At 62.0% G+C, this 18,474-nt stretch carries 16 protein-coding genes; 12 read left to right on the forward strand and 4 right to left on the reverse strand.

Annotated features, from left to right (window positions below):
- Window positions 1–2: 2 nt before the first annotated feature.
- Both GR198_RS30065 and GR198_RS30070 read right to left on the reverse strand, forming a co-directional pair.
- Window positions 3–932: a UDP-glucose 4-epimerase family protein gene (locus GR198_RS30065; protein WP_029873421.1), complete on the reverse strand. Its 930-nt coding sequence runs from the start codon at window positions 930–932 to the stop codon at window positions 3–5.
- 114 nt (window positions 933–1,046) lie between these two features.
- The gene (locus GR198_RS30070; protein ID WP_029873422.1) at window positions 1,047–2,360 is read right to left on the reverse strand and encodes an MFS transporter; all 1,314 of its coding nucleotides are present in this window, start codon (window positions 2,358–2,360) and stop codon (window positions 1,047–1,049) included.
- Between the two features lie 270 nt (window positions 2,361–2,630).
- Here GR198_RS30070 and aqpZ point away from each other — a divergent pair, with 270 nt between their 5' ends.
- From aqpZ to ligA, 10 genes are all read left to right on the forward strand, one after another.
- Window positions 2,631–3,317, forward strand: a complete 687-nt coding sequence (gene aqpZ / locus GR198_RS30075; protein ID WP_029873423.1) for an aquaporin Z — start codon at window positions 2,631–2,633, stop codon at window positions 3,315–3,317.
- Window positions 3,318–3,590: 273 nt separating this feature from the next.
- Window positions 3,591–4,517 (forward strand): D-alanine--D-alanine ligase, encoded by a 927-nt coding sequence (locus GR198_RS30080; protein WP_025395310.1) that lies wholly within the window; start codon window positions 3,591–3,593, stop codon window positions 4,515–4,517.
- Complete coding sequence (locus tag GR198_RS30085) at window positions 4,505–5,437, forward strand: cell division protein FtsQ/DivIB (protein ID WP_027664263.1); 933 nt, start codon at window positions 4,505–4,507, stop codon at window positions 5,435–5,437. The genes GR198_RS30080 and GR198_RS30085 overlap by 13 nt, the downstream gene beginning before the upstream one ends.
- A complete protein-coding gene (gene ftsA / locus GR198_RS30090; RefSeq protein WP_003561012.1) occupies window positions 5,434–6,765 on the forward strand; it encodes a cell division protein FtsA in 1,332 nt (443 codons plus the stop codon). The genes GR198_RS30085 and ftsA overlap by 4 nt, the downstream gene beginning before the upstream one ends.
- 55 nt (window positions 6,766–6,820) lie before the next feature.
- Window positions 6,821–8,539, forward strand: a complete 1,719-nt coding sequence (gene ftsZ / locus GR198_RS30095; protein WP_029873424.1) for a cell division protein FtsZ — start codon at window positions 6,821–6,823, stop codon at window positions 8,537–8,539.
- A gap of 261 nt (window positions 8,540–8,800) precedes the next feature.
- Window positions 8,801–9,757: a UDP-3-O-acyl-N-acetylglucosamine deacetylase gene (lpxC, locus tag GR198_RS30100; protein ID WP_011652789.1), complete on the forward strand. Its 957-nt coding sequence runs from the start codon at window positions 8,801–8,803 to the stop codon at window positions 9,755–9,757.
- Window positions 9,758–10,016: 259 nt separating this feature from the next.
- Window positions 10,017–10,886 carry an outer membrane protein assembly factor BamD gene (locus GR198_RS30105; RefSeq protein WP_029873425.1) on the forward strand — a complete coding sequence of 290 codons (870 nt, stop codon included), beginning with the start codon at window positions 10,017–10,019 and terminating at the stop codon, window positions 10,884–10,886.
- 5 nt (window positions 10,887–10,891) lie between these two features.
- Window positions 10,892–12,565, forward strand: a complete 1,674-nt coding sequence (gene recN, locus GR198_RS30110; RefSeq protein ID WP_029873426.1) for a DNA repair protein RecN — start codon at window positions 10,892–10,894, stop codon at window positions 12,563–12,565.
- Between the two features lie 97 nt (window positions 12,566–12,662).
- Window positions 12,663–13,190, forward strand: coding sequence for a DUF6886 family protein (locus GR198_RS30115; RefSeq protein WP_029873427.1), 528 nt, complete (start codon window positions 12,663–12,665; stop codon window positions 13,188–13,190).
- A 126-nt stretch (window positions 13,191–13,316) separates the two neighbouring features.
- A complete protein-coding gene (gene ligA / locus GR198_RS30120) occupies window positions 13,317–15,473 on the forward strand; it encodes an NAD-dependent DNA ligase LigA (RefSeq protein ID WP_029873428.1) in 2,157 nt (718 codons plus the stop codon).
- Between the two features lie 31 nt (window positions 15,474–15,504).
- Here ligA and GR198_RS30125 read toward each other — a convergent pair whose 3' ends face one another.
- On the reverse strand, window positions 15,505–16,041 hold the full coding sequence (locus GR198_RS30125; protein ID WP_029873429.1) for a GNAT family N-acetyltransferase: 537 nt from the start codon (window positions 16,039–16,041) through the stop codon (window positions 15,505–15,507).
- A 283-nt stretch (window positions 16,042–16,324) separates the two neighbouring features.
- Here GR198_RS30125 and GR198_RS30130 point away from each other — a divergent pair, with 283 nt between their 5' ends.
- Window positions 16,325–16,915: a 3'-5' exonuclease gene (locus GR198_RS30130; RefSeq protein WP_026158769.1), complete on the forward strand. Its 591-nt coding sequence runs from the start codon at window positions 16,325–16,327 to the stop codon at window positions 16,913–16,915.
- Window positions 16,916–16,993: 78 nt separating this feature from the next.
- Window positions 16,994–17,488, forward strand: a complete 495-nt coding sequence (locus GR198_RS30135; protein WP_029873430.1) for a CreA family protein — start codon at window positions 16,994–16,996, stop codon at window positions 17,486–17,488.
- Window positions 17,489–17,763: 275 nt separating this feature from the next.
- Here the strand turns inward: GR198_RS30135 and GR198_RS30140 are convergent, their stop codons facing one another.
- Window positions 17,764–18,234 (reverse strand): chemotaxis protein CheW, encoded by a 471-nt coding sequence (locus GR198_RS30140; protein ID WP_003541378.1) that lies wholly within the window; start codon window positions 18,232–18,234, stop codon window positions 17,764–17,766.
- Window positions 18,235–18,474 lie beyond the last annotated feature (240 nt).

An 18,474-nucleotide genomic window follows, 5' to 3' on the forward strand; every position in this document is an offset into this window, starting at 1 on the left:
GTTTACGTCACCGCAAGCTTCAGGCCTTCGCGCGGCGTGACGAGGGGCGACCAGCCGAGCACGCCGCGAGCGTGGGATATATCGACCTGCAGGGAACCGCAAAGACGCTGGTAGACGGCGTCCTTTCCGGTGACCCTCGCGCCCATCTGCAACAGCGCGGGGGGGAAGGGGAGCAGCATGGGTTTGACACCCAGCCCTGCGGCAATCCCTTCGATAAGCCCGGGAGTCGAAAGATCTTCTCCATCGCCTGCGAGAAAGGTCTGGCCGGCAGCACCCGGATGCTTCATCCCGGTGATGATCAGATCGACGAGATTTGGAAGCGCGACCAGTGTCCGGCGGTTCTTCAGCGACGCGAAGGGGAGCGGTATCTTCTTCCTGACAAGTCCGACGAGCAGGGCGAAGTTGCCCCGCGCGCCGGGTCCATAAACGAGCGGCGGGCGAATGACCACGACTTCCATGCCTGTTCGGGCGGCGATTTCATGCAGCCCGATTTCAGTTTCCAGCTTCGAGATCCCATAGGGATCGATCGGCATTGGCCTATCGTCATGCCGGAAGGGCCGATCGTTCTCCTCGCCATTGACCTTGATGCTGCTGATGAAGACGAACCTTTTTACGCCCGTGCGGGCGGCCTGCTCGGCAAGGTTCAACGTGGCGGCAGTGTTGATCAAACGAAATTCCGCAAGCGGATCGGCTGCGCGGTCGTGCATGATGTGAACACGAGCGGCGAGATGGACGATGACGTCGATACCCTCGAGAACTGCCGCCCAATCGGTTTCGCTGGATATTTCGATGGGGAAATGCCGCACGGATGTCGGGAAGCTGACGGCTGCAGATCGCGTCGTCACCGCAAGCTCGCATACCCGTTCTCCATGCAGTCTTTCGACGAGAGGCCTACCGACAAAGCCGGCTGCGCCGGTAATGAGGCATCGCATGATCTGTTCCCTGTTCTACCGTGAGTGCTCCGGTTAACCGGAAGTGCCCGCGGCATCAATAAAAAAGCCGCGACGTTGGTAGTCGCGGCTTGTCGTTTGCTTGCTGCTAGAGGCTCAGACTTCCTCGTGGCCCGACAGCCGGATGCAGACCAGCGAGATCACCGCCGAGGCGGCGAGGTAGTAGCCGACATAGTCCAGACTATAATGGGTGGCGAGCCAGGTGGCGATATAAGGGGCGAGCGAAGCGCCGAAGATGCCGCCGAGGTTGAAGGTCATCGAGGCGCCGGTATAGCGCACCGTGGTCGGAAAGGGGGCGGCCAGGGCAGCGCCGATCGGACCATAGGTGAAGCCCATCAAGGCGAGGCCGATGATCGAGCACAGGAAAGCGCCTGTGAGACCGCTGGTCAACAGCGTCGCGTAGAAGAAGCCGAAGATGGCGATGGCAATCGTCGTCAGCGTCAGGATGATGCGGCGCGAATAGAGATCGGAGAGCCAGCCGGAGAGCGGGATCGTCAGGCCGAAGAAGACGACGCCGACAAGCTGGACGACCAGGAACTGCTCGCGGGAGTAACCGAGCCCACCCTTTTCCAGAGGTGTCGTACCCCAGGAGAGCGTGAAGACCGTCATCAGGTAGAACAGCACGAAGGTCGCGACGGCGATGAAGGTGCCGAGGATCAGGCTGCGCAGATGGTTACGGAAGACGACCTCGATCGGCACGGCGACGCGTTCGTGCTTTTCGACGGCCTTGCGGAATTCCGGCGTCTCGGCAATCTTCAGGCGGACATAGAGGCCGACGGCGACGAGGGCGAGGCTGGCGATGAAGGGAATGCGCCATCCGTAGTCGAGGAAATCCTCGTTGCTCATCGTTTCCGCCAGGATGAGGAAGAAGCCGGAGGAGAGGATGAAGCCGATCGGCGCGCCGAGCTGCGGGAACATGGCGTACCAGCTGCGCTTGCCGGGAGGAGCGTTTTCGGTGGCAAGCAGAACGGCGCCGCCCCATTCGCCGCCGAGGCCGAGGCCCTGACCGAAGCGGCAAAGCGCCAGCAGCAAGGGTGCTGCGATGCCGATCGCATCATAGCCGGGCAGCATGCCGATCAGCACGGTCGAAAGGCCCATCGTCATCAGCGCGGCGACGAGCGTCGCCTTGCGGCCGATGCGGTCGCCGAAATGACCGAAAACCACAGCGCCGATGGGGCGGGCGAAAAAGGCGATCGAGAAGGTGACGAGCGACTGCAGCGTTGCGGCGTTCGTATCGCTTGCCGGGAAGAAGAGATGCGGGAAGACGAGGACGGCTGCCGTCGCGTAGACGTAGAAGTCGAAGAATTCGATGGTGGTGCCGACAAGGCTGGCGATAAGGACGCGGGCCGGAGAATTGACTTGCGTGCTGTTCGAGGCAGGAGTCGGCGATGCGGAGATCGCGTCAGACATTTTCATTCCAATCAGTATTTTTGTGAATCGCCGTGGGAGGCCGGCGGGTTTTAACGCTATTTCAGGTCCGTGAAAACGTCAAAACATGGAGTGTTTACAGGGGACGCGGCCCCGCATGCATTACCGGCTCGCGTCCTCCGGCGTCATCTCAAATCTTTGGGTTTTCCTTCCTTGCGCGAGGCTTGCCGTGGCGTTGCCCGCGTGCTTGACCGGAATCGAATTGTAACAGATTCATTGCTAACCCTCTGGTTGAGGGCAGAGGAGATATCCATGCAAAAGAGTCTTGTCGCCGAATTTCTCGGCACGTTCTGGCTGGTCTTCGGCGGATGCGGCAGTGCCGTGCTGGCCGCAGCCTATCCCGAGCTTGGAATCGGTTTTGTCGGCGTGGCCTTTGCGTTCGGTCTGACCGTGCTCACCATGGCCTATGCCGTGGGCGGCATTTCGGGCGGTCATTTCAATCCCGCGGTCTCGCTTGGCCTTACAGTTGCCGGACGGTTTCCGGCGGCGCGCCTCGTTCCCTATATCGTCGTGCAGGTTGTCGGCGCCATCGCCGCGGCGGCGCTGCTTTATCTCATCGCCAGCGGCAAGGCGGGGTTCGAAGTCGGCGGCTTTGCCGCCAACGGATATGGCGAGCACTCTCCGGGTGGCTATTCACTGCTTTCGGCGCTGCTGATCGAGGTGCTGCTGACCATGTTCTTCCTGATCATCATCCTGGGGTCGACCAGCAGCCGGGTGCCTGCGGGCTTCGCGCCGCTTGCGATCGGCCTCGGCCTGACGCTGATCCATCTCGTTGCCATCCCCGTGACGAATACCTCGGTCAATCCGGCGCGTTCCACCGGCCAGGCGCTTTTCGTCGGCGGCTGGGCGCTGCAGCAGCTCTGGCTGTTCTGGATTGCGCCGCTTGCGGGCGGGGCGCTCGGCGGGCTCGTATGGAAATTCCTCGACGACGCCGACTGACTGCAAGATACCGATCTATCTCATTGAGCCCGCGCGGTTTTTCCGTGCGGGTTTTTCTGTTTTGGTGGATAGGCGGGCATCTTCGCTCCGACACTCCCGAAGAAGCGAAGGTTAAAAAATCAAGGGCGCGGCAATACGAAGTTAACGAAAGTAAACACTTCATTAACCATAATGATGCTCTAATGCACCCAGGTCGGACAAAGGCCCGAAACGGCGCAGACAGCTTCGCGCAAGCGTCGATTTCGAAAATGGAAGTTATTTTTGGGGGTGTTGATGAGTCGCAAGCATGTCGCTGTCCTGATGGGCGGATTTTCCTCGGAAAGGCCTGTCAGCCTTTCCTCGGGAAAGGCTTGCGCGGAAGCTCTCGAGGCAGAGGGCTTCGACGTGACGCGCATCGACGTGGCGCGCGACGTTTCCGAGAAACTCGCCGCGCTGAAGCCCGATGTCGTCTTCAATGCGCTTCACGGCCCATTCGGCGAGGACGGCACCATTCAGGGCATCCTCGAATATCTTGAAATCCCCTATACGCATTCGGGCGTGCTTGCCTCGGCGCTGGCGATGGACAAGGACAAGGCGAAGCTCGTTGCCGCCGCCGCCGGCATTCCTGTTGCCGAATCGCAGGTGGTCAACCGTTTCGCCTTTCCCTCGACGCATCCGATGAAGCCGCCCTATGTGGTGAAACCCCTCCGCGAGGGGTCGAGCTTCGGCGTCGTCATCGTCACGGAAGATCAGGCGCATCCGCCGCAGATCGTCAGCTCGCCCGAATGGCGTTACGGCGAGGAGGTGATCGTTGAGCGCTATGTTTACGGTCGTGAACTCACCTGCGGCGTCATGGGTGAAACTCCCCTCGGTGTCACGGAAGTGGTGCCGCAGGGACACAATTTTTATGATTACGACTCCAAGTATGCGGCTGGCGGTTCAAAACACGTCATCCCCGCGAAAATTTCACCGAATATTTACCAAAAAATACAAACATTGTCCCTAAGGGCGCATCAGGCAATCGGTTGTCGCGGCGTCAGTCGGTCCGACTTTCGTTACGACGATCGTTTCTCCGAAGACGGCGAAATCATCTGGCTGGAGGTCAATACCCAGCCAGGCATGACTCCAACCTCGCTCGTGCCCGAAATGGCCGGCCATGCCGGCTATTCATTTGGTCAGTTTCTCCGGTGGATGGTGGAGGACGCGTCTTGTTTGCGTTGACGGTCAAGAGGATAGGGCGCCCCAGCCATCATGCCGTGCTTCCGATCGTGGAAGCCGAAGAGCGGTTCGTGCTGCCGCGTCCGCTGCGCCGGGTCACGCGCTTCCTGATCAGTCTCTGCAGCGGCCGCATCTACATTCCTGTTCATACGGGCACGGTTTCGGCGCTTGCTTTCTTAGGCGCGACGGGGCTTTACGGCATGTCGCTCGGCGGCCACACGGAAGCCGTCGCGCAGGCAACGACGACGGCCGCGGGTTTTGCGATCGAGGACGTCAAGGTCTCCGGCAATTCGGAGACCTCCGAAATCGAGATCCTGCAGTTGATCGGCCTTGATGGCACGACCTCGCTGGTCGCGCTCGACGTCGATGCCGCCCGCCGGAAGATCGCGCATCTTCCCTGGGTCGAGAATGTCGAGGTCCGCAAGATTTATCCGAAGACGATCGAGGTGAAGCTCAAGGAGCGCCAGGCCTATGCGATCTGGCAGCACGGCCAGGAGCTTTCCCTGATCGAGAAGAACGGCAGCGTCATTGCGCCGCTGCGCGACAACAAGTTTTCGGCGCTGCCGCTCGTCGTCGGCCGCGATGCCGAAACGGCGGCGGCTTCGCTCGATGAAGCCTTCTCGAAGTGGCCCGACGTGAAGGCTCGCGTGAAGGCCTATGTCTGGATATCCGGCCGTCGCTGGGACCTGCACATGGATAACGGCGTCGTCGTCAAGTTGCCGGAAGACGGTATCGACCAGGCACTGGCGACGCTTTCGAAGTTCGACAAGGAGCATCAGCTCCTGGAGCGGGACATTGCCGCAGTCGATCTCAGGCTGGCCGACAGAACCGCGATCCAGCTGACGCCGGAGGCGGCGATCCGCAGGCAGACGGCAGTGACGGAGCGTACGAAGGAATTGAAGAAGGCGGGGCAGAATATATGAGCTTGTTCGGTTCATCCCATTTCGGATTGCCGCGCCTGAAGCCGCTTTCGTCGAAGCGGTCACATGTCGTTTCGGTGCTCGACATCGGTTCGACCAAGGTCGTCTGCATGATCGGCCGGCTGACGCCGCGCGAGGAAAGCCAGATCCTGCCGGGCCGCACGCACAATATCGAGATCATCGGCATCGGCCACCAGCGTTCCCGTGGCATCAAGACCGGCGTCATCGCCGATCTCGATGCGCTGGAAGGCGTCATCCGTCTCGCCGTTGATGCGGCCGAGCGCATGGCGGGGCTGACCGTCGAGAGCCTGATCGTCAACTTGACGGCCGGCCGCCTCGGCAGCGACATCTACACTGCGACGATTGATCTCGGCGGCCAGGAAGTCGAGCTCAACGATCTGAAGAAGGTGCTGTCGGCCGCCTGCCAGCAGTCGCTGCGCCAGGACCGTTCGGTGCTGCATTCGCTGGCGACCGGCTTCTCGCTCGACGGCGAGCGCGGCATCCGCGATCCGTTGGCGATGTATGGCGATGCACTCGGCGTCGACATGCATGTGGTGACGGCGGAGCGCTCGGCGCTGAAGAACCTCGAGCTTAGCGTCAACCGCGCGCATCTCTCGGTGGAGGGCATCGTTGCGACGCCCTATGCATCGGGCCTTGCGGCTCTCGTCGACGACGAGGTCGAGCTCGGCTGCGCGGCGATCGACATGGGCGGCGGCACGACGACGATCTCGGTGTTTGCCGAGGGCAAGCTCGTTCACACGGATGCCGTCGGCCTCGGCGGCCATCACGTCACCACCGACCTGGCGCGCGGCCTTTCGACCCGCATCGAGGATGCGGAGCGGCTGAAGGTCGTGCATGCCTCGGCCCTTTCGAACTCCTCCGACGAGCGCGAGCTGATCTCGATCCCGCCGATCGGCGAGGACGATCGCGACCAGCCGTCGCAGGTGCCGCGGGCACTCGTCTCGCGCATCGTGTCGGCCCGCATCGAGGAGACGATGGAACTGATCCGCGACCGTATCCAGCGCTCCGGTTTCAGCCCGATCGTCGGTAAGCGCGTTGTGCTGACCGGCGGGGCGAGCCAGCTGACCGGCCTTGCCGACGTGGCGCGGCGCATCCTTGCCCGCAACGTCCGCATCGGCCGCCCGATGGGCGTGTCGGGGCTGCCGACGGCGGCCAAGGGCCCGGCCTTTTCGACGGCTGTCGGCCTGATGATCTATCCGCAGGTCGCGGACATGGAGACACATGCGTCACAGAGCGGTCTGCTCATGTCGCTTGGGGGAAATAACAGCCGCATAGCCCGCATGGGCCAGTGGCTGAAGGAAAGCTTCTGAAATTGCGTAATTGGCCGGCGTGGCGATGCGGCCAGAGAGAGAAGGAACAGGTACAATGACCATCAAGCTGCAAAAGCCTGACATCACAGAGCTGAAGCCGCGCATCACCGTGTTCGGCGTTGGCGGCGGTGGCGGCAATGCCGTCAACAACATGATTACCGCCGGCCTCCAGGGCGTCGACTTCGTCGTCGCCAACACGGATGCGCAGGCGCTGACGATGACGAAGGCCGAGCGCATCATCCAGCTCGGCGTCAACGTCACCGAAGGCCTCGGTGCCGGCTCGCAGCCGGAAGTCGGCCGCGCGGCCGCCGAGGAGTGCATCGACGAGATCGTCGATCACCTGAACGGCACGCATATGTGCTTCGTCACCGCCGGCATGGGCGGCGGCACCGGCACAGGTGCTGCTCCGGTTGTCGCACAGGCGGCCCGCAACAAGGGCATCCTGACGGTCGGCGTCGTCACCAAGCCGTTCCATTTCGAAGGCGGGCGCCGCATGCGCCTGGCCGAGATGGGCATCCAGGAACTGCAGAAGTCTGTCGATACGCTGATCGTCATTCCGAACCAGAACCTCTTCCGCATTGCCAACGACAAGACGACCTTCGCCGATGCCTTCGCCATGGCTGACCAGGTTCTCTATTCGGGCGTTGCCTGCATTACCGACCTGATGGTCAAGGAAGGCCTCATCAACCTCGACTTCGCCGACGTCCGCTCGGTGATGCGCGAGATGGGCCGCGCGATGATGGGCACCGGCGAAGCTTCCGGCTCCGGCCGCGCGCTGCAGGCTGCAGAGGCTGCGATCGCCAACCCGCTGCTCGACGAAACCTCGATGAAGGGCGCCCAGGGCCTGCTGATCTCCATCACCGGCGGTCGCGACCTCACCCTCTTCGAAGTCGACGAAGCCGCGACCCGCATCCGCGAGGAAGTCGATCCTGACGCCAACATCATCCTCGGCGCCACCTTCGACGAATCGCTCGAAGGCATCATTCGCGTCTCGGTCGTCGCAACCGGCATCGACCGGGCGATGAACGAAGCCGCCGAACGGAACCTCCAGCCGGCAGCAAGGCCGGTTATCCGTCCCTCGGCGGCTGTTGCTCCGGCAGCGGCCGCAGTTCAGCCTGCCCCCGTGATGCAGGCACCGAAGGCCATGGATCCGATCGCGCAGACCATCCGCGAAGCCGAGATGGAGCGCGAGCTCGAAATTCCGGCCCCGCGTGCTGCCGCACCGCTGCAGCAGCCGGCGGCACAGCAGGAAACCTTCCGTCCGCAGAGCAAGATCTTCGCGCCTGCACCGGAAGCTCCGGCAATGCGTCCGGCACCGGTACAGCAGCAGGCTCCGGCGCCCGCCATGAGCCAGCCCGTCATCAGCCAGCCGGTCCAGCAGCAGCCGATCCGTCAGGAGCCGGTCATCCGTCAGGCGCCCGAACCGATGCGCATGCCGAAGGTCGAGGATTTCCCGCCGGTCGTTCAGGCCGAACTCGATCACCGTGCGCAGCCGGCTTCCGCGCATGCGGCGGAAGAGCGCGGTCCGATGGGTCTGCTCAAGCGAATCACCAATTCGCTTGGCCGCCGCGACGACGACGCCGTTGCCACCGATATGACCGCAGCACCGCCGGCCGCTTCGCAGCAGCGCCGTCCGCTGTCGCCGGAGGCAAGCCTCTACGCACCGCGTCGCGGCAACCTCGACGACCAGGGTCGCGCGGTTCCGCAGGCCCGGATGATGCAGGAAGACGACCAGCTGGAAATCCCGGCATTCCTGCGTCGCCAGTCAAACTGAGGCCGTGCTTCGGCACCTCTAATGCCCGGGATCAAGGTCCCGGGCATTGCTGTTTTTCAGCCCGTGATTCGCAAATGATTTCAATCGGGTGACTTCGTAACAAAGCGAAAGAAACAGTGATTTGGATTGGAGCGCCGGCGCACGTAAGTATGGTGCAACGAAACTGCCCCGGGAGACCTTTCGACAGGCTCCGGCTGCAGAATAAACGATGACCGCGCCGATCGGACAGACCGCCGGTGCGGAAGAATAGAGGCAGAATTTATGGCAATTGGCTTGCTGGGTTTTCAAACGACGGTATCGCGTCCCGTGACGCTTTCGGGCATCGGGGTCCATTCGGGCGCTGACGTTTCGATCACCCTGAACCCGGCCGAATCGGGCACCGGCGTCGTTTTCCAGCGCCTGCATGACAATGGCGACATCACCGAACTCAAGGCCGTTTCCTCGCAGGTCGGCAATACCGACCTCTGCACCGTACTCGGCTTCTCGCCCGCCCATTCGGTCGCGACAATCGAGCATGTCATGGCCGCCGTCTATGCGCTCGGCCTCGACAATGTGGTGATCGAGGTGCAGGGTTCCGAAATGCCGATCATGGACGGCAGCTCGCTGCCCTTCGTTGAGGCGATCGAGCAGGTCGGTCTCGTCTCGCTCGGCGTCAAGCGCCGCTATATCCGTATCACCAAGCCGGTGCGAATCGAGCATGGCGGCTCCTGGAGCGAATTCCGCCCCTATGACGGCACGCGCTTCGAAGTCGAGATCGATTTCGATTGCCCGCTGATTGGCCGGCAGAAGTGGGCTGGCGATATGACCGCCGCCGTCTTCAAGGCCGAGCTTTCCCGCGCCCGCACCTTCGGCTTCATGCGCGATGTCGAACGTCTCTGGGCGTCGGGCCACGCGCTCGGCTCTTCACTCGAAAATTCCGTCGTCATTTCGGACGACAACACCGTCATCAACGTCGAAGGACTGCGTTACGCCAAGGACGAATTCGTCCGCCACAAGACGCTCGATGCCGTCGGCGATCTGTCGCTTGCCGGCGCCCAGTTCATCGGCTGCTACCGTTCCTATCGCGGCGGTCACAAGATGAACGCCAATGCGCTGAAGGCGCTGCTCGCCGATTCCTCCGCCTACGAGGTGGTCGAGACGTCGACGCCGCGCCAGCGCGTCGCTGCCCGCGAACTGATCGCTGTCAGCGCTTCGGAATTCGCTCCCTGGTCGGCATGACCTCCAGCATATTCTCAAGACCAGGCCGCCTCTTTCCCGGAGGCGGTTTTTTTATGTCCGGCCGCGTATGCGGCGATAACCGATGCTCTGGCTGCCACAGTTCCGGGAGAAGATGAAAAGCCCGGTCATTTCTGCGGTCGTTGCCACAAAAATGCGTTAATGCCTTATCATTGCGTTGCTCTTGATGCACATTTGTGGCTAGAAACGCCAGCGAGGCGTGGCTGCCGTGGAGCGAGCGGCGGCAGTGGGGTTCTTTCGAATGGGTTATGCAGGATCTGAAGGTATGATGAAGACAGCGCGCGCCTTGTTCGCATCGCTTCTGGTGCTGAGCGCAGGCGCCTTGATCTCCGGTTGCCAGTCGGATCCCGACATCGACATCACCAAGCTCGGTCTCGAAACCGATCCGCCTGACGTGCTCTACACCCAGGGCCTGGCTAATATGAAGGCCGGCAACATGGCGGAAGCGGCGCGCAAGTTCGACGCGATCGACCGCGAGAACCCTTTTTCCGAATGGGCGCGCAAAGCGCTCGTGATGAGCACCTTCGTCAAATATCGCCAGGGCCGCTTAGACGATGCTCTTGCTTCCGGCAACCGCTACATGTCGCAATATCCGAAATCCCAGGATGCCGCCTATGTGCAGTATCTCATTGGTCTCACCTATTCCAAGCAGATCGTCGACGTGACGCAGGACCAGCGCGCCTCGGCCAAGACGATCGAGGCGATGCAGGCCGTCATCGACAACTATCCGAACTCCGAATATGTCGACGACGCACAGGCCAAGATCCGCTTTTCGCGCGACCAGCTCGCCGGCAAGGAAATGCAGATCGGCCGCTACTACATGGAGCGGAAGGAATATCTCGCCGCGATCTCGCGCTTCCGTATCGTCGTCGAGAAATATCCGAATACGAACCAGATCGAAGAGGCCTTAGCGCGTCTCGTCGAAGCTTATTATTCCATGGGCATCGTCGACGAGGCGCAGACAGCCGCTGCCGTTCTCGGTCACAATTATCCCGACAGCCAGTGGTATGCTGATTCCTACAAGCTGCTGCAGAGCGGCGGTGCCGAGCCACGTGAAAACAAGGGCTCGTGGATCGCCGCAGCGGGCAAGAAACTTCTTCTCGGTTCCTGAGGCCAATGCTGATCCAGCTTTCGATCCGCGATATCGTCCTGATCGAGCGGCTGGATCTTGCCTTCGAGACCGGCCTCTCCGTGCTGACGGGCGAGACCGGGGCGGGCAAATCCATCCTGCTCGACAGCCTGTCGCTGGCGCTCGGTGGACGCGGCGACGGCGACCTGGTGCGTCATGGCGAGGACAAGGGCCAGGTGACGGCGGTGTTCGACGTCGGCATGGAACACGGCGCCCGCACACTCCTGCGTGAAAACGGCATCGACGACGAGGGCGATCTGATCTTCCGCCGCCAGCAATCAGCGGACGGACGCACCAAGGCCTATGTCAACGACCAGCCCGTCAGCGTGCAACTGATGCGCCAGGCCGGTCAGATGCTGGTCGAAATCCACGGTCAGCACGACGATCGCGCCCTTGTCGACACCAATGCCCACCGCACTCTCCTCGATGCCTTCGCTGGTCTTACCGACGAGGTTTCGGAGGTCTCCCGGCTCTATCGCCTGTGGCGTGACAGCGAACGGATGCTGAAGAAGCACCGCGAGAAGGTGGAAAGTGCGGCGCGCGAAGCCGACTATCTGCGCTCTTCCGTCGAGGAACTCGAGAAGCTTTCGCCGCAGGACGGCGAGGAGGAAGAGCTCGCCGATCGCCGGCAGAAGATGATGAAAGCCGAGCGAATCGCCGGCGATATCGCCGAGGCGTCCGAATTCCTGAACGGCAATGCCTCGCCGGTGCCCCATATCGCATCGCTGGTGCGCCGGTTGGAGCGCAAGAGCCATGAGGCGCCGGGACTGCTCGAAGACACCGTGACGCTGCTCGATGCCGCGCTCGACCAGCTTTCCAACGCGCAGATGGAAGTCGAGGCGGCACTGCGCAAGACCGAATACGATCCGAGAGAGCTGGAGCGGGTGGAGGAGCGGCTTTTCGCGCTCAGGGCCGCCTCTCGCAAATATTCCGTGCCCGTCACTGAGCTGCCGGCGTTAGCTGTGCGCATGATCGCCGATCTTGCCGATCTCGACGCGGGCGAGGAGCGGCTTGCGCGGCTCGACGCCGAGGTCGGCCTAGCGCGGGAAAATTACGATACGGCGGCGCGCTCGCTGTCAGACAAGCGCCATCATGCCGGCACCGCACTGGCTGGGGCCGTCATGGCCGAGCTGCCAGCGCTTAAACTCGAACGCGCCCGTTTTATGGTCGAGATCAGCACGGATGCAGGGGAGGCGCTCGCCGAAGGCATCGACGTCGTCGAGTTCCATGTTCAGACCAATCCCGGCACGCGGCCGGGCTCGATCATGAAGGTCGCCTCGGGCGGCGAGCTGTCGCGTTTCCTGCTGGCGCTGAAAGTGGCGCTTGCCGATCGCGGATCAGCTCCGACGCTCGTCTTCGATGAAATCGATACTGGCGTCGGCGGCGCGGTGGCCGATGCGATCGGCCAGCGGCTGAAGCGGCTGTCGGAGCGGGTGCAGGTGCTGTCGGTCACGCATGCGCCGCAGGTCGCGGCGCGGGCGGCGACACATCTCTTGATTTCTAAGGGACCGTCGGCTGACGGTTCGGAAAAGATCGCCACGCGCGTCGCGACGATGGCGCAGAAGGACCGCACCGAAGAGATCGCCCGTATGCTCGCCGGGGCTTCGGTCACCGAAGAGGCGAGGGCGGCGGCAAAGCGGCTGCTGGCCGGCAACGGCTGATTTTTCTTCCGATGCTCTTTCCGCTTGGGCCGGCGGGATGACAATCATCCCGCGGCGCGATATGCGCTGAAGCTTCGATCGGCGGCGAGCTCAATCCATGCGGCTTTTCCATTTCAGCGACGATTCCGATATTGCGGCGTTCGAGCCACGCCCGGTTCGCGTCCCGTCTGTGCGTGCGCCCGGCCGGGAATGGCTTAACGGTCCGCTGGTCTGGGCAATCGATGCCGATCATGATTTCATGTATCTCTTTCCGCGTGATTGTCCCCGCATCCTGCTCTGGGCGACAGCCGATATGCCGGAGGCCGAACGGCGGCACTGGCTCGGCGACTGGCGGGCCGTCGCCTACGTCGAGCGCCATTGGCTGGAAAGGCTCGAAGCGGAGACGATCCACCGTTACGAGATGCCGGCCGAGGGCTTCGAGGATCTGGACGATGCCGGCATGTGGGTGGCCCGCAGACGCGTCATTCCCCTGGAGAGGACCGCCATCTCGCGGCTCGACCAGGAGTTTGCGCCGCGCAGGGTGGAGCTTCGGGTGGTCGATAGCCTGCGGCCGTTGAAGGGCCTCTGGAACACCAGCCTGCATGTCAGCGGCATCCGGCTGCGCAATGCCAGGGATTGGGAATAGGCCGGGTAGACAATAGGCCGGTAGACCGATCTTCCTTTCGAAGGACCGCAGCCTCTCTTTTCATCCGGCAATTTTGCTCTAAAAACAATCCAGATTTTCTGGCCAGATTCTCTGGAGTGATGTTCCATGTCCACCGAAGGTTTCACCGTCGACACGTTGACGATCGAAGAGGCTGCCGCCGAGCTCGAACGGCTGGCAAAGGAGATTGCGCATCACGATGCGCTCTATCACGGCAAGGACCATCCGGAGATTTCGGATGCCGATTACGACGCGCTGAAGCGCCGCAACGATGCGCTGGAAGTGCGGTTTCCCGAGTTGATCCGCGAGGACAGCCCGTCGCGGCATGTCGGTGCAGCGCCCTCCGTCACGTTCTCGCCCGTCATCCACGCGCGGCCGATGCTGTCGCTCGACAACACTTTCTCGCAGGAGGACGTGCAGGATTTCGTCGCCGGCGTCTATCGTTTCCTCGGCCGGCTGCCGGACCAGTCGATCGCCTTTACCGCCGAGCCGAAGATCGACGGCCTCTCGATGTCGATCCGTTACGAGAACGGCAGGCTGGTGACGGCAGCGACGCGCGGCGACGGTACGACGGGTGAGAATGTCACGGCCAATATTCGCACCATCGCCGAGATCCCCAACGAGCTGCCGAAAGGCGTGCCCGCCGTCGTCGAGATCCGCGGTGAAGTCTATATGGCCAAGAGCGACTTCCTGGCGCTGAACCGGCAGATGGAGGCAGAGGGCAAGCAGACCTATGTCAATCCGCGCAATACGGCCGCCGGATCGCTGCGCCAGCTCGACGCCAAGGTGACGGCGAGCCGCAAGCTGAAATTCTTCGCTTACGCCTGGGGCGAGATGTCGGAAATGCCTGCCGACACGCAATTTGCCATGGTGCAGACCTTCAAGGACTGGGGTTTTCCGGTCAATCCGCTGATGAAACGGCTGAACTCGGTCGCCGACATCCTGGCGCATTATGACGAGATTGGCCTCGAGCGCCCGGATCTCGACTACGACATCGACGGCGTCGTCTACAAGGTCGACAGTCTAGAGCTGCAGGCCCGTCTCGGCTTCCGCTCGCGTTCGCCGCGCTGGGCGACGGCGCACAAGTTTCCTGCCGAACAGGCTTTCACGATCGTCGAGAATATCGACATCCAAGTCGGCCGCACCGGCGCCCTGACACCTGTCGCACGTTTGACGCCGATCACCGTCGGCGGCGTGGTCGTCACCAATGCGACGCTGCACAACGCGGATTACATCAGGGGCATCGGCAATAGCGGCGAGCGCATCCGCGACGACGAGCACGATATCCGCATCGGCGATACCGTCATCGTCCAGCGCGCCGGCGACGTCATTCCGCAGGTGCTCGACGTCGTCATGGAGAAGCGGCCGGCCGAGGCCAGACCCTATGAATTTCCGAAGACCTGCCCGGTCTGCGGTTCGCATGCCGTGCGTGAAAGACATGAGAAGACCGGCAAGCTCGATTCGGTCACGCGCTGCACCGGCGGCTTCATCTGCAGGGCGCAGGCGACGGAGCATCTGAAGCACTTCGTTTCGCGCAACGCCTTCGATATTGAAGGGCTCGGTTCGAAGCAGATCGATTTCTTCTTCGAAAACGAGGACGCGTCGCTGCAGATCCGCACCGCGCCGGATATCTTCACGCTGGAGAAGCGTCAGCAGCAATCGCTGACCAAGCTGGAGAATATTGACGGCTTCGGCAAGGTCAGCGTCGGCAAGCTCTATGCGGCGATCACCGAACGGCGCAGCATCGCGCTCCACCGCTTCATTTACGCGCTCGGCATCCGTCATGTCGGCGAGACCACGGCGAAGCTCTTGGCGCGCTCCTACGGCACCTATGCGGCCTTTGAAACCGCAATGCGAGAGGCCGAGGCGCTTTCCGGCGACGCCTGGAGCGATCTCAACGCCATCGAAGGTATCGGCGAGGTCGTGGCGCGGGCCATCGTCGAATTCTACAAGGAGCCGCGCAATGTCGAGGTGATCACCCGGCTTATCGAGGAAGTGACGCCCGAGGAGGCCGAACAGCCGAAGACGGTAGGCAGCCCGGTTGCCGGCAAGACCGTGGTCTTTACCGGTTCACTGGAAAAATTTACCCGCGACGAGGCGAAGGCGAGGGCGGAAAGCCTCGGTGCCAAGGTGGCGGGATCGGTCTCGAAGAAGACCGACATCGTCGTCGCCGGCCCCGGCGCCGGCTCCAAGCTCGACAAGGCGCGCGAACTCGGCGTGCAGACGATGGACGAGGACGAATGGCTGGCACTGATCAGCGGGTGAGGGGCTGACGGCAAGCCGTCAGCCCCTTTGCTCATAGCCTGAGCCGCGCCATCGTATAGGCGTCGACATACTCGCCGGATCGAAAGCCGAAGGCCTTCAGCAGGCCTTCCTGCTCGAAGCCGAATTTCCGGTAGAGGCCGATGGCGACATCGTTGTCGGTATAGACGGTCAGTTCCAGCCGCTTGATATCGAGCCAGTCGTCGGCGGCGTCGACCATCGCGCCGAGCAGGATCCGTCCGAAGCCGCGGCCGATGAAATCGTCGTGCACGCCCATGCCGATGCTGGCGACGTGCTGCCGGCGGCCGGAAAGACGGTTGAGGCCGCCATTGCCAACGATTTTGCCGTCCTGGGTGACGACGAGGTTGAGCGCGCCCGGCGACGGGTTTTCCATGTGCTTGCGAACCTCCTCGAACCGCTGGTAGGGCGGCCGCAAGGTGCCGGCCCGGTAGCCCGGCAGATTTATGAGATCGGTGATCTCTTCCGCATCGGACAGGCGGACGGCGCGGACCAGGACACCATCTGGCAGGCGCGCTCGGTCGCGAGGTTCATTCGCTTGGTTTTCGGACATTCATGCTCTCCATCGATGTCGGGAGGAGAGCCGGTTTCCGAAAACCCTGCTCGCCTCGGCAGGGTTTCGGGATGATGATCGGATCGCTGCTAACGCGCCATCGCTCCCGCGTACCCTTCAAGGGTCGTGGTGTGATGGATAAGCGCTGCCATGGTTACGGAACCGATCATGGCAGCAAGTTTCGATATGCGGGTTAAAAAGTCAACCGGGCGTCGTGTCGAATTTGCGCGGCAGGAAGCGGGGCGGTATTCCTGTTCCCGAAGAAACGATTCGGGTTGCGGCATTGAAAACCATCGCGATTGACTTCGAGACGGCGAACGAACAGCGCGGTAGCGCCTGTTCCGTCGGCCTTGCCTGGATCGAGGACGGCAGGGTGACGCGCGTCGAGGAGCGGCTGATCCGGCCGCGGGACATGCGCTTTTCAGGCATGAACATCGCGATCCATGGCATCCGGCCGGAGCATGTCGAGGACGCGCCCGAGTTTCCCGAGGTAATGGATGAGTTCGAGGAGGATTTTCGCGGCGCGACGATGATCGCGCACAATGCCGCCTTCGATTTCAGCGTCTGGCGGGCGAGCCTCGATCTCTACCGGCAATCCTATCCGGAGCTTACCTATCTCTGCAGCCTGAAGATGGCGCAGCGGATCTGGCCGCATTTCCTCTCGCACCGGCTGAACCTGATCGCCGAGCATCTCGGCCTGCGTTTCGTGCACCACAACGCCGCCGAAGATGCCGCCGTCTGCGCAGCGGCGGCCATCGAGATGGCAAGGGCGGTCAAGGCCCATGCCGTCCACGCCATACCGTCGTTGATCGGCATGAAGCCAGGTCGGCTGACGGCGCAGGCCTACGAGCCCTGCACCTGCCGAAAAGGCTGATCCCTTTCCGCAAACGCCGTTTTCTTGCAAAGCATGGGTGCATGCTTATCTAGAATGCGGATTATTCAGGGAGCCGCCATGTCCAGACTGCGCAATCTTCTCCTCGCCGCCTTCTCTTTCGCCGCCCTTTCCACAGGTGCTGTCTCGGCCGAAGTCGTCGGCAAGGTCGGGGTCGACTGGATCGGCAACGACATCATCGTCGAGGCGGTCTCCGACCCTGAGGTCAAGGGCGTTACCTGCCACGTCACCTATTTCGACCGCAGCCTGATCGACCGGTTCAAGAACGGCAACTGGTTCGAGGATCCGTCCAACAATTCCATTGCCTGCCGGCAGACGGGGCCGATCGAGATCGGCAATATCGACCTGTCCAAGGATGGCAGCGAGGTGTTCCGCCAGGGCATGTCGCTGATCTGGAAGCAGTTGGTCGTCAACCGTATCTACGACAAGACCAACGACACGCTGATCTATCTCGCCCATTCGCGGGAACTGACCGACGGTTCGGCGAAGATGTCGATCTCGACCATTCCGCTCTATGGGCAGAGCGTTGTCTGGAAGAGTGGGAAGCCGCAATAAGTCTGGGAGGTTCCGGGGTCTCTCGCGCTTGCGATGAAAGACCCCGCCCCAACCCCTCCCCACAAGGGGGAGGGGCTTAACTTGCCGCACCCGCTTTCCAGATCTTCGACGTTTCGGGAGGAGCGAGTCGGGGCCTGAGCATAGTCCCTCCCCCTTGTGGGGAGGGGTTGGGGAGGGGTTTTCGCAAAGTCTGATCCCATGCCCGTTTTACCTCCACCCCAAAATCAAAAAGGCCCGGACGAGCCGGGCCTTCGAATTCCAGATATGAGTATTCCTCAGGCGGCCTGCGTCAGTTCGTCGGCAATGACCGTGTCGAGGTTCAAGAAGCAGACCATGGTCTTTTCGAGAGCGACGATACCGCGGCAGAAGGCGCGCTGGGCTTCCGGGATGATTTCCGGCGGCGGCTGCAGGTCTTCGCTCTTGATGGTCATCATGTCGGAAACCTGCTCGACCAGCAGGCCGACCAGCTTGCCGGCGATGTCGGTGACGATGATCGCCGAGCGCTCGGAGGGCTCGGTCATCTTCATGCCGAGGCGGCAGGCCATGTCGATAACGGGGATCACCGCGCCGCGCAGGTTGATGAGACCCAGCACGTAGGGTGGGGTGTGCGGCATCGGCGTCACCGGCGCCCAGCCGCGGATCTCGCGGATGGCCATGATGTCGATGCAGAATTCCTGATCGCCGAGGTGGAACGAAACGATTTCGAGATAAGCGCCCGACTGCTTGATGGCGTTATTGTTGTTCATGGTCAGAATTCTTCCCAGTTGTCCCCAGCGGGAGAGGCGATGTAGAACCGCCGTTAAATATAGATGTGACGGCTTAAGTCTTTCCTAACGATATGTATTTTCGGATTGGCCGTCGCTCTAGGCTCCAAACCCAATCAAGCCATTGATCAAAATGGATCGCTGTGATTCATTATGATGACAATGGGAGTTTTGATGATGGCAGGAGAGTTCTGGCTTGATGATCAGCAGTGGGCGGTGATT

The organism is Rhizobium leguminosarum (assembly GCF_010668065.1).
GTDB classification, from domain to species: Bacteria; Pseudomonadota; Alphaproteobacteria; order Rhizobiales; family Rhizobiaceae; genus Rhizobium; species Rhizobium leguminosarum_S.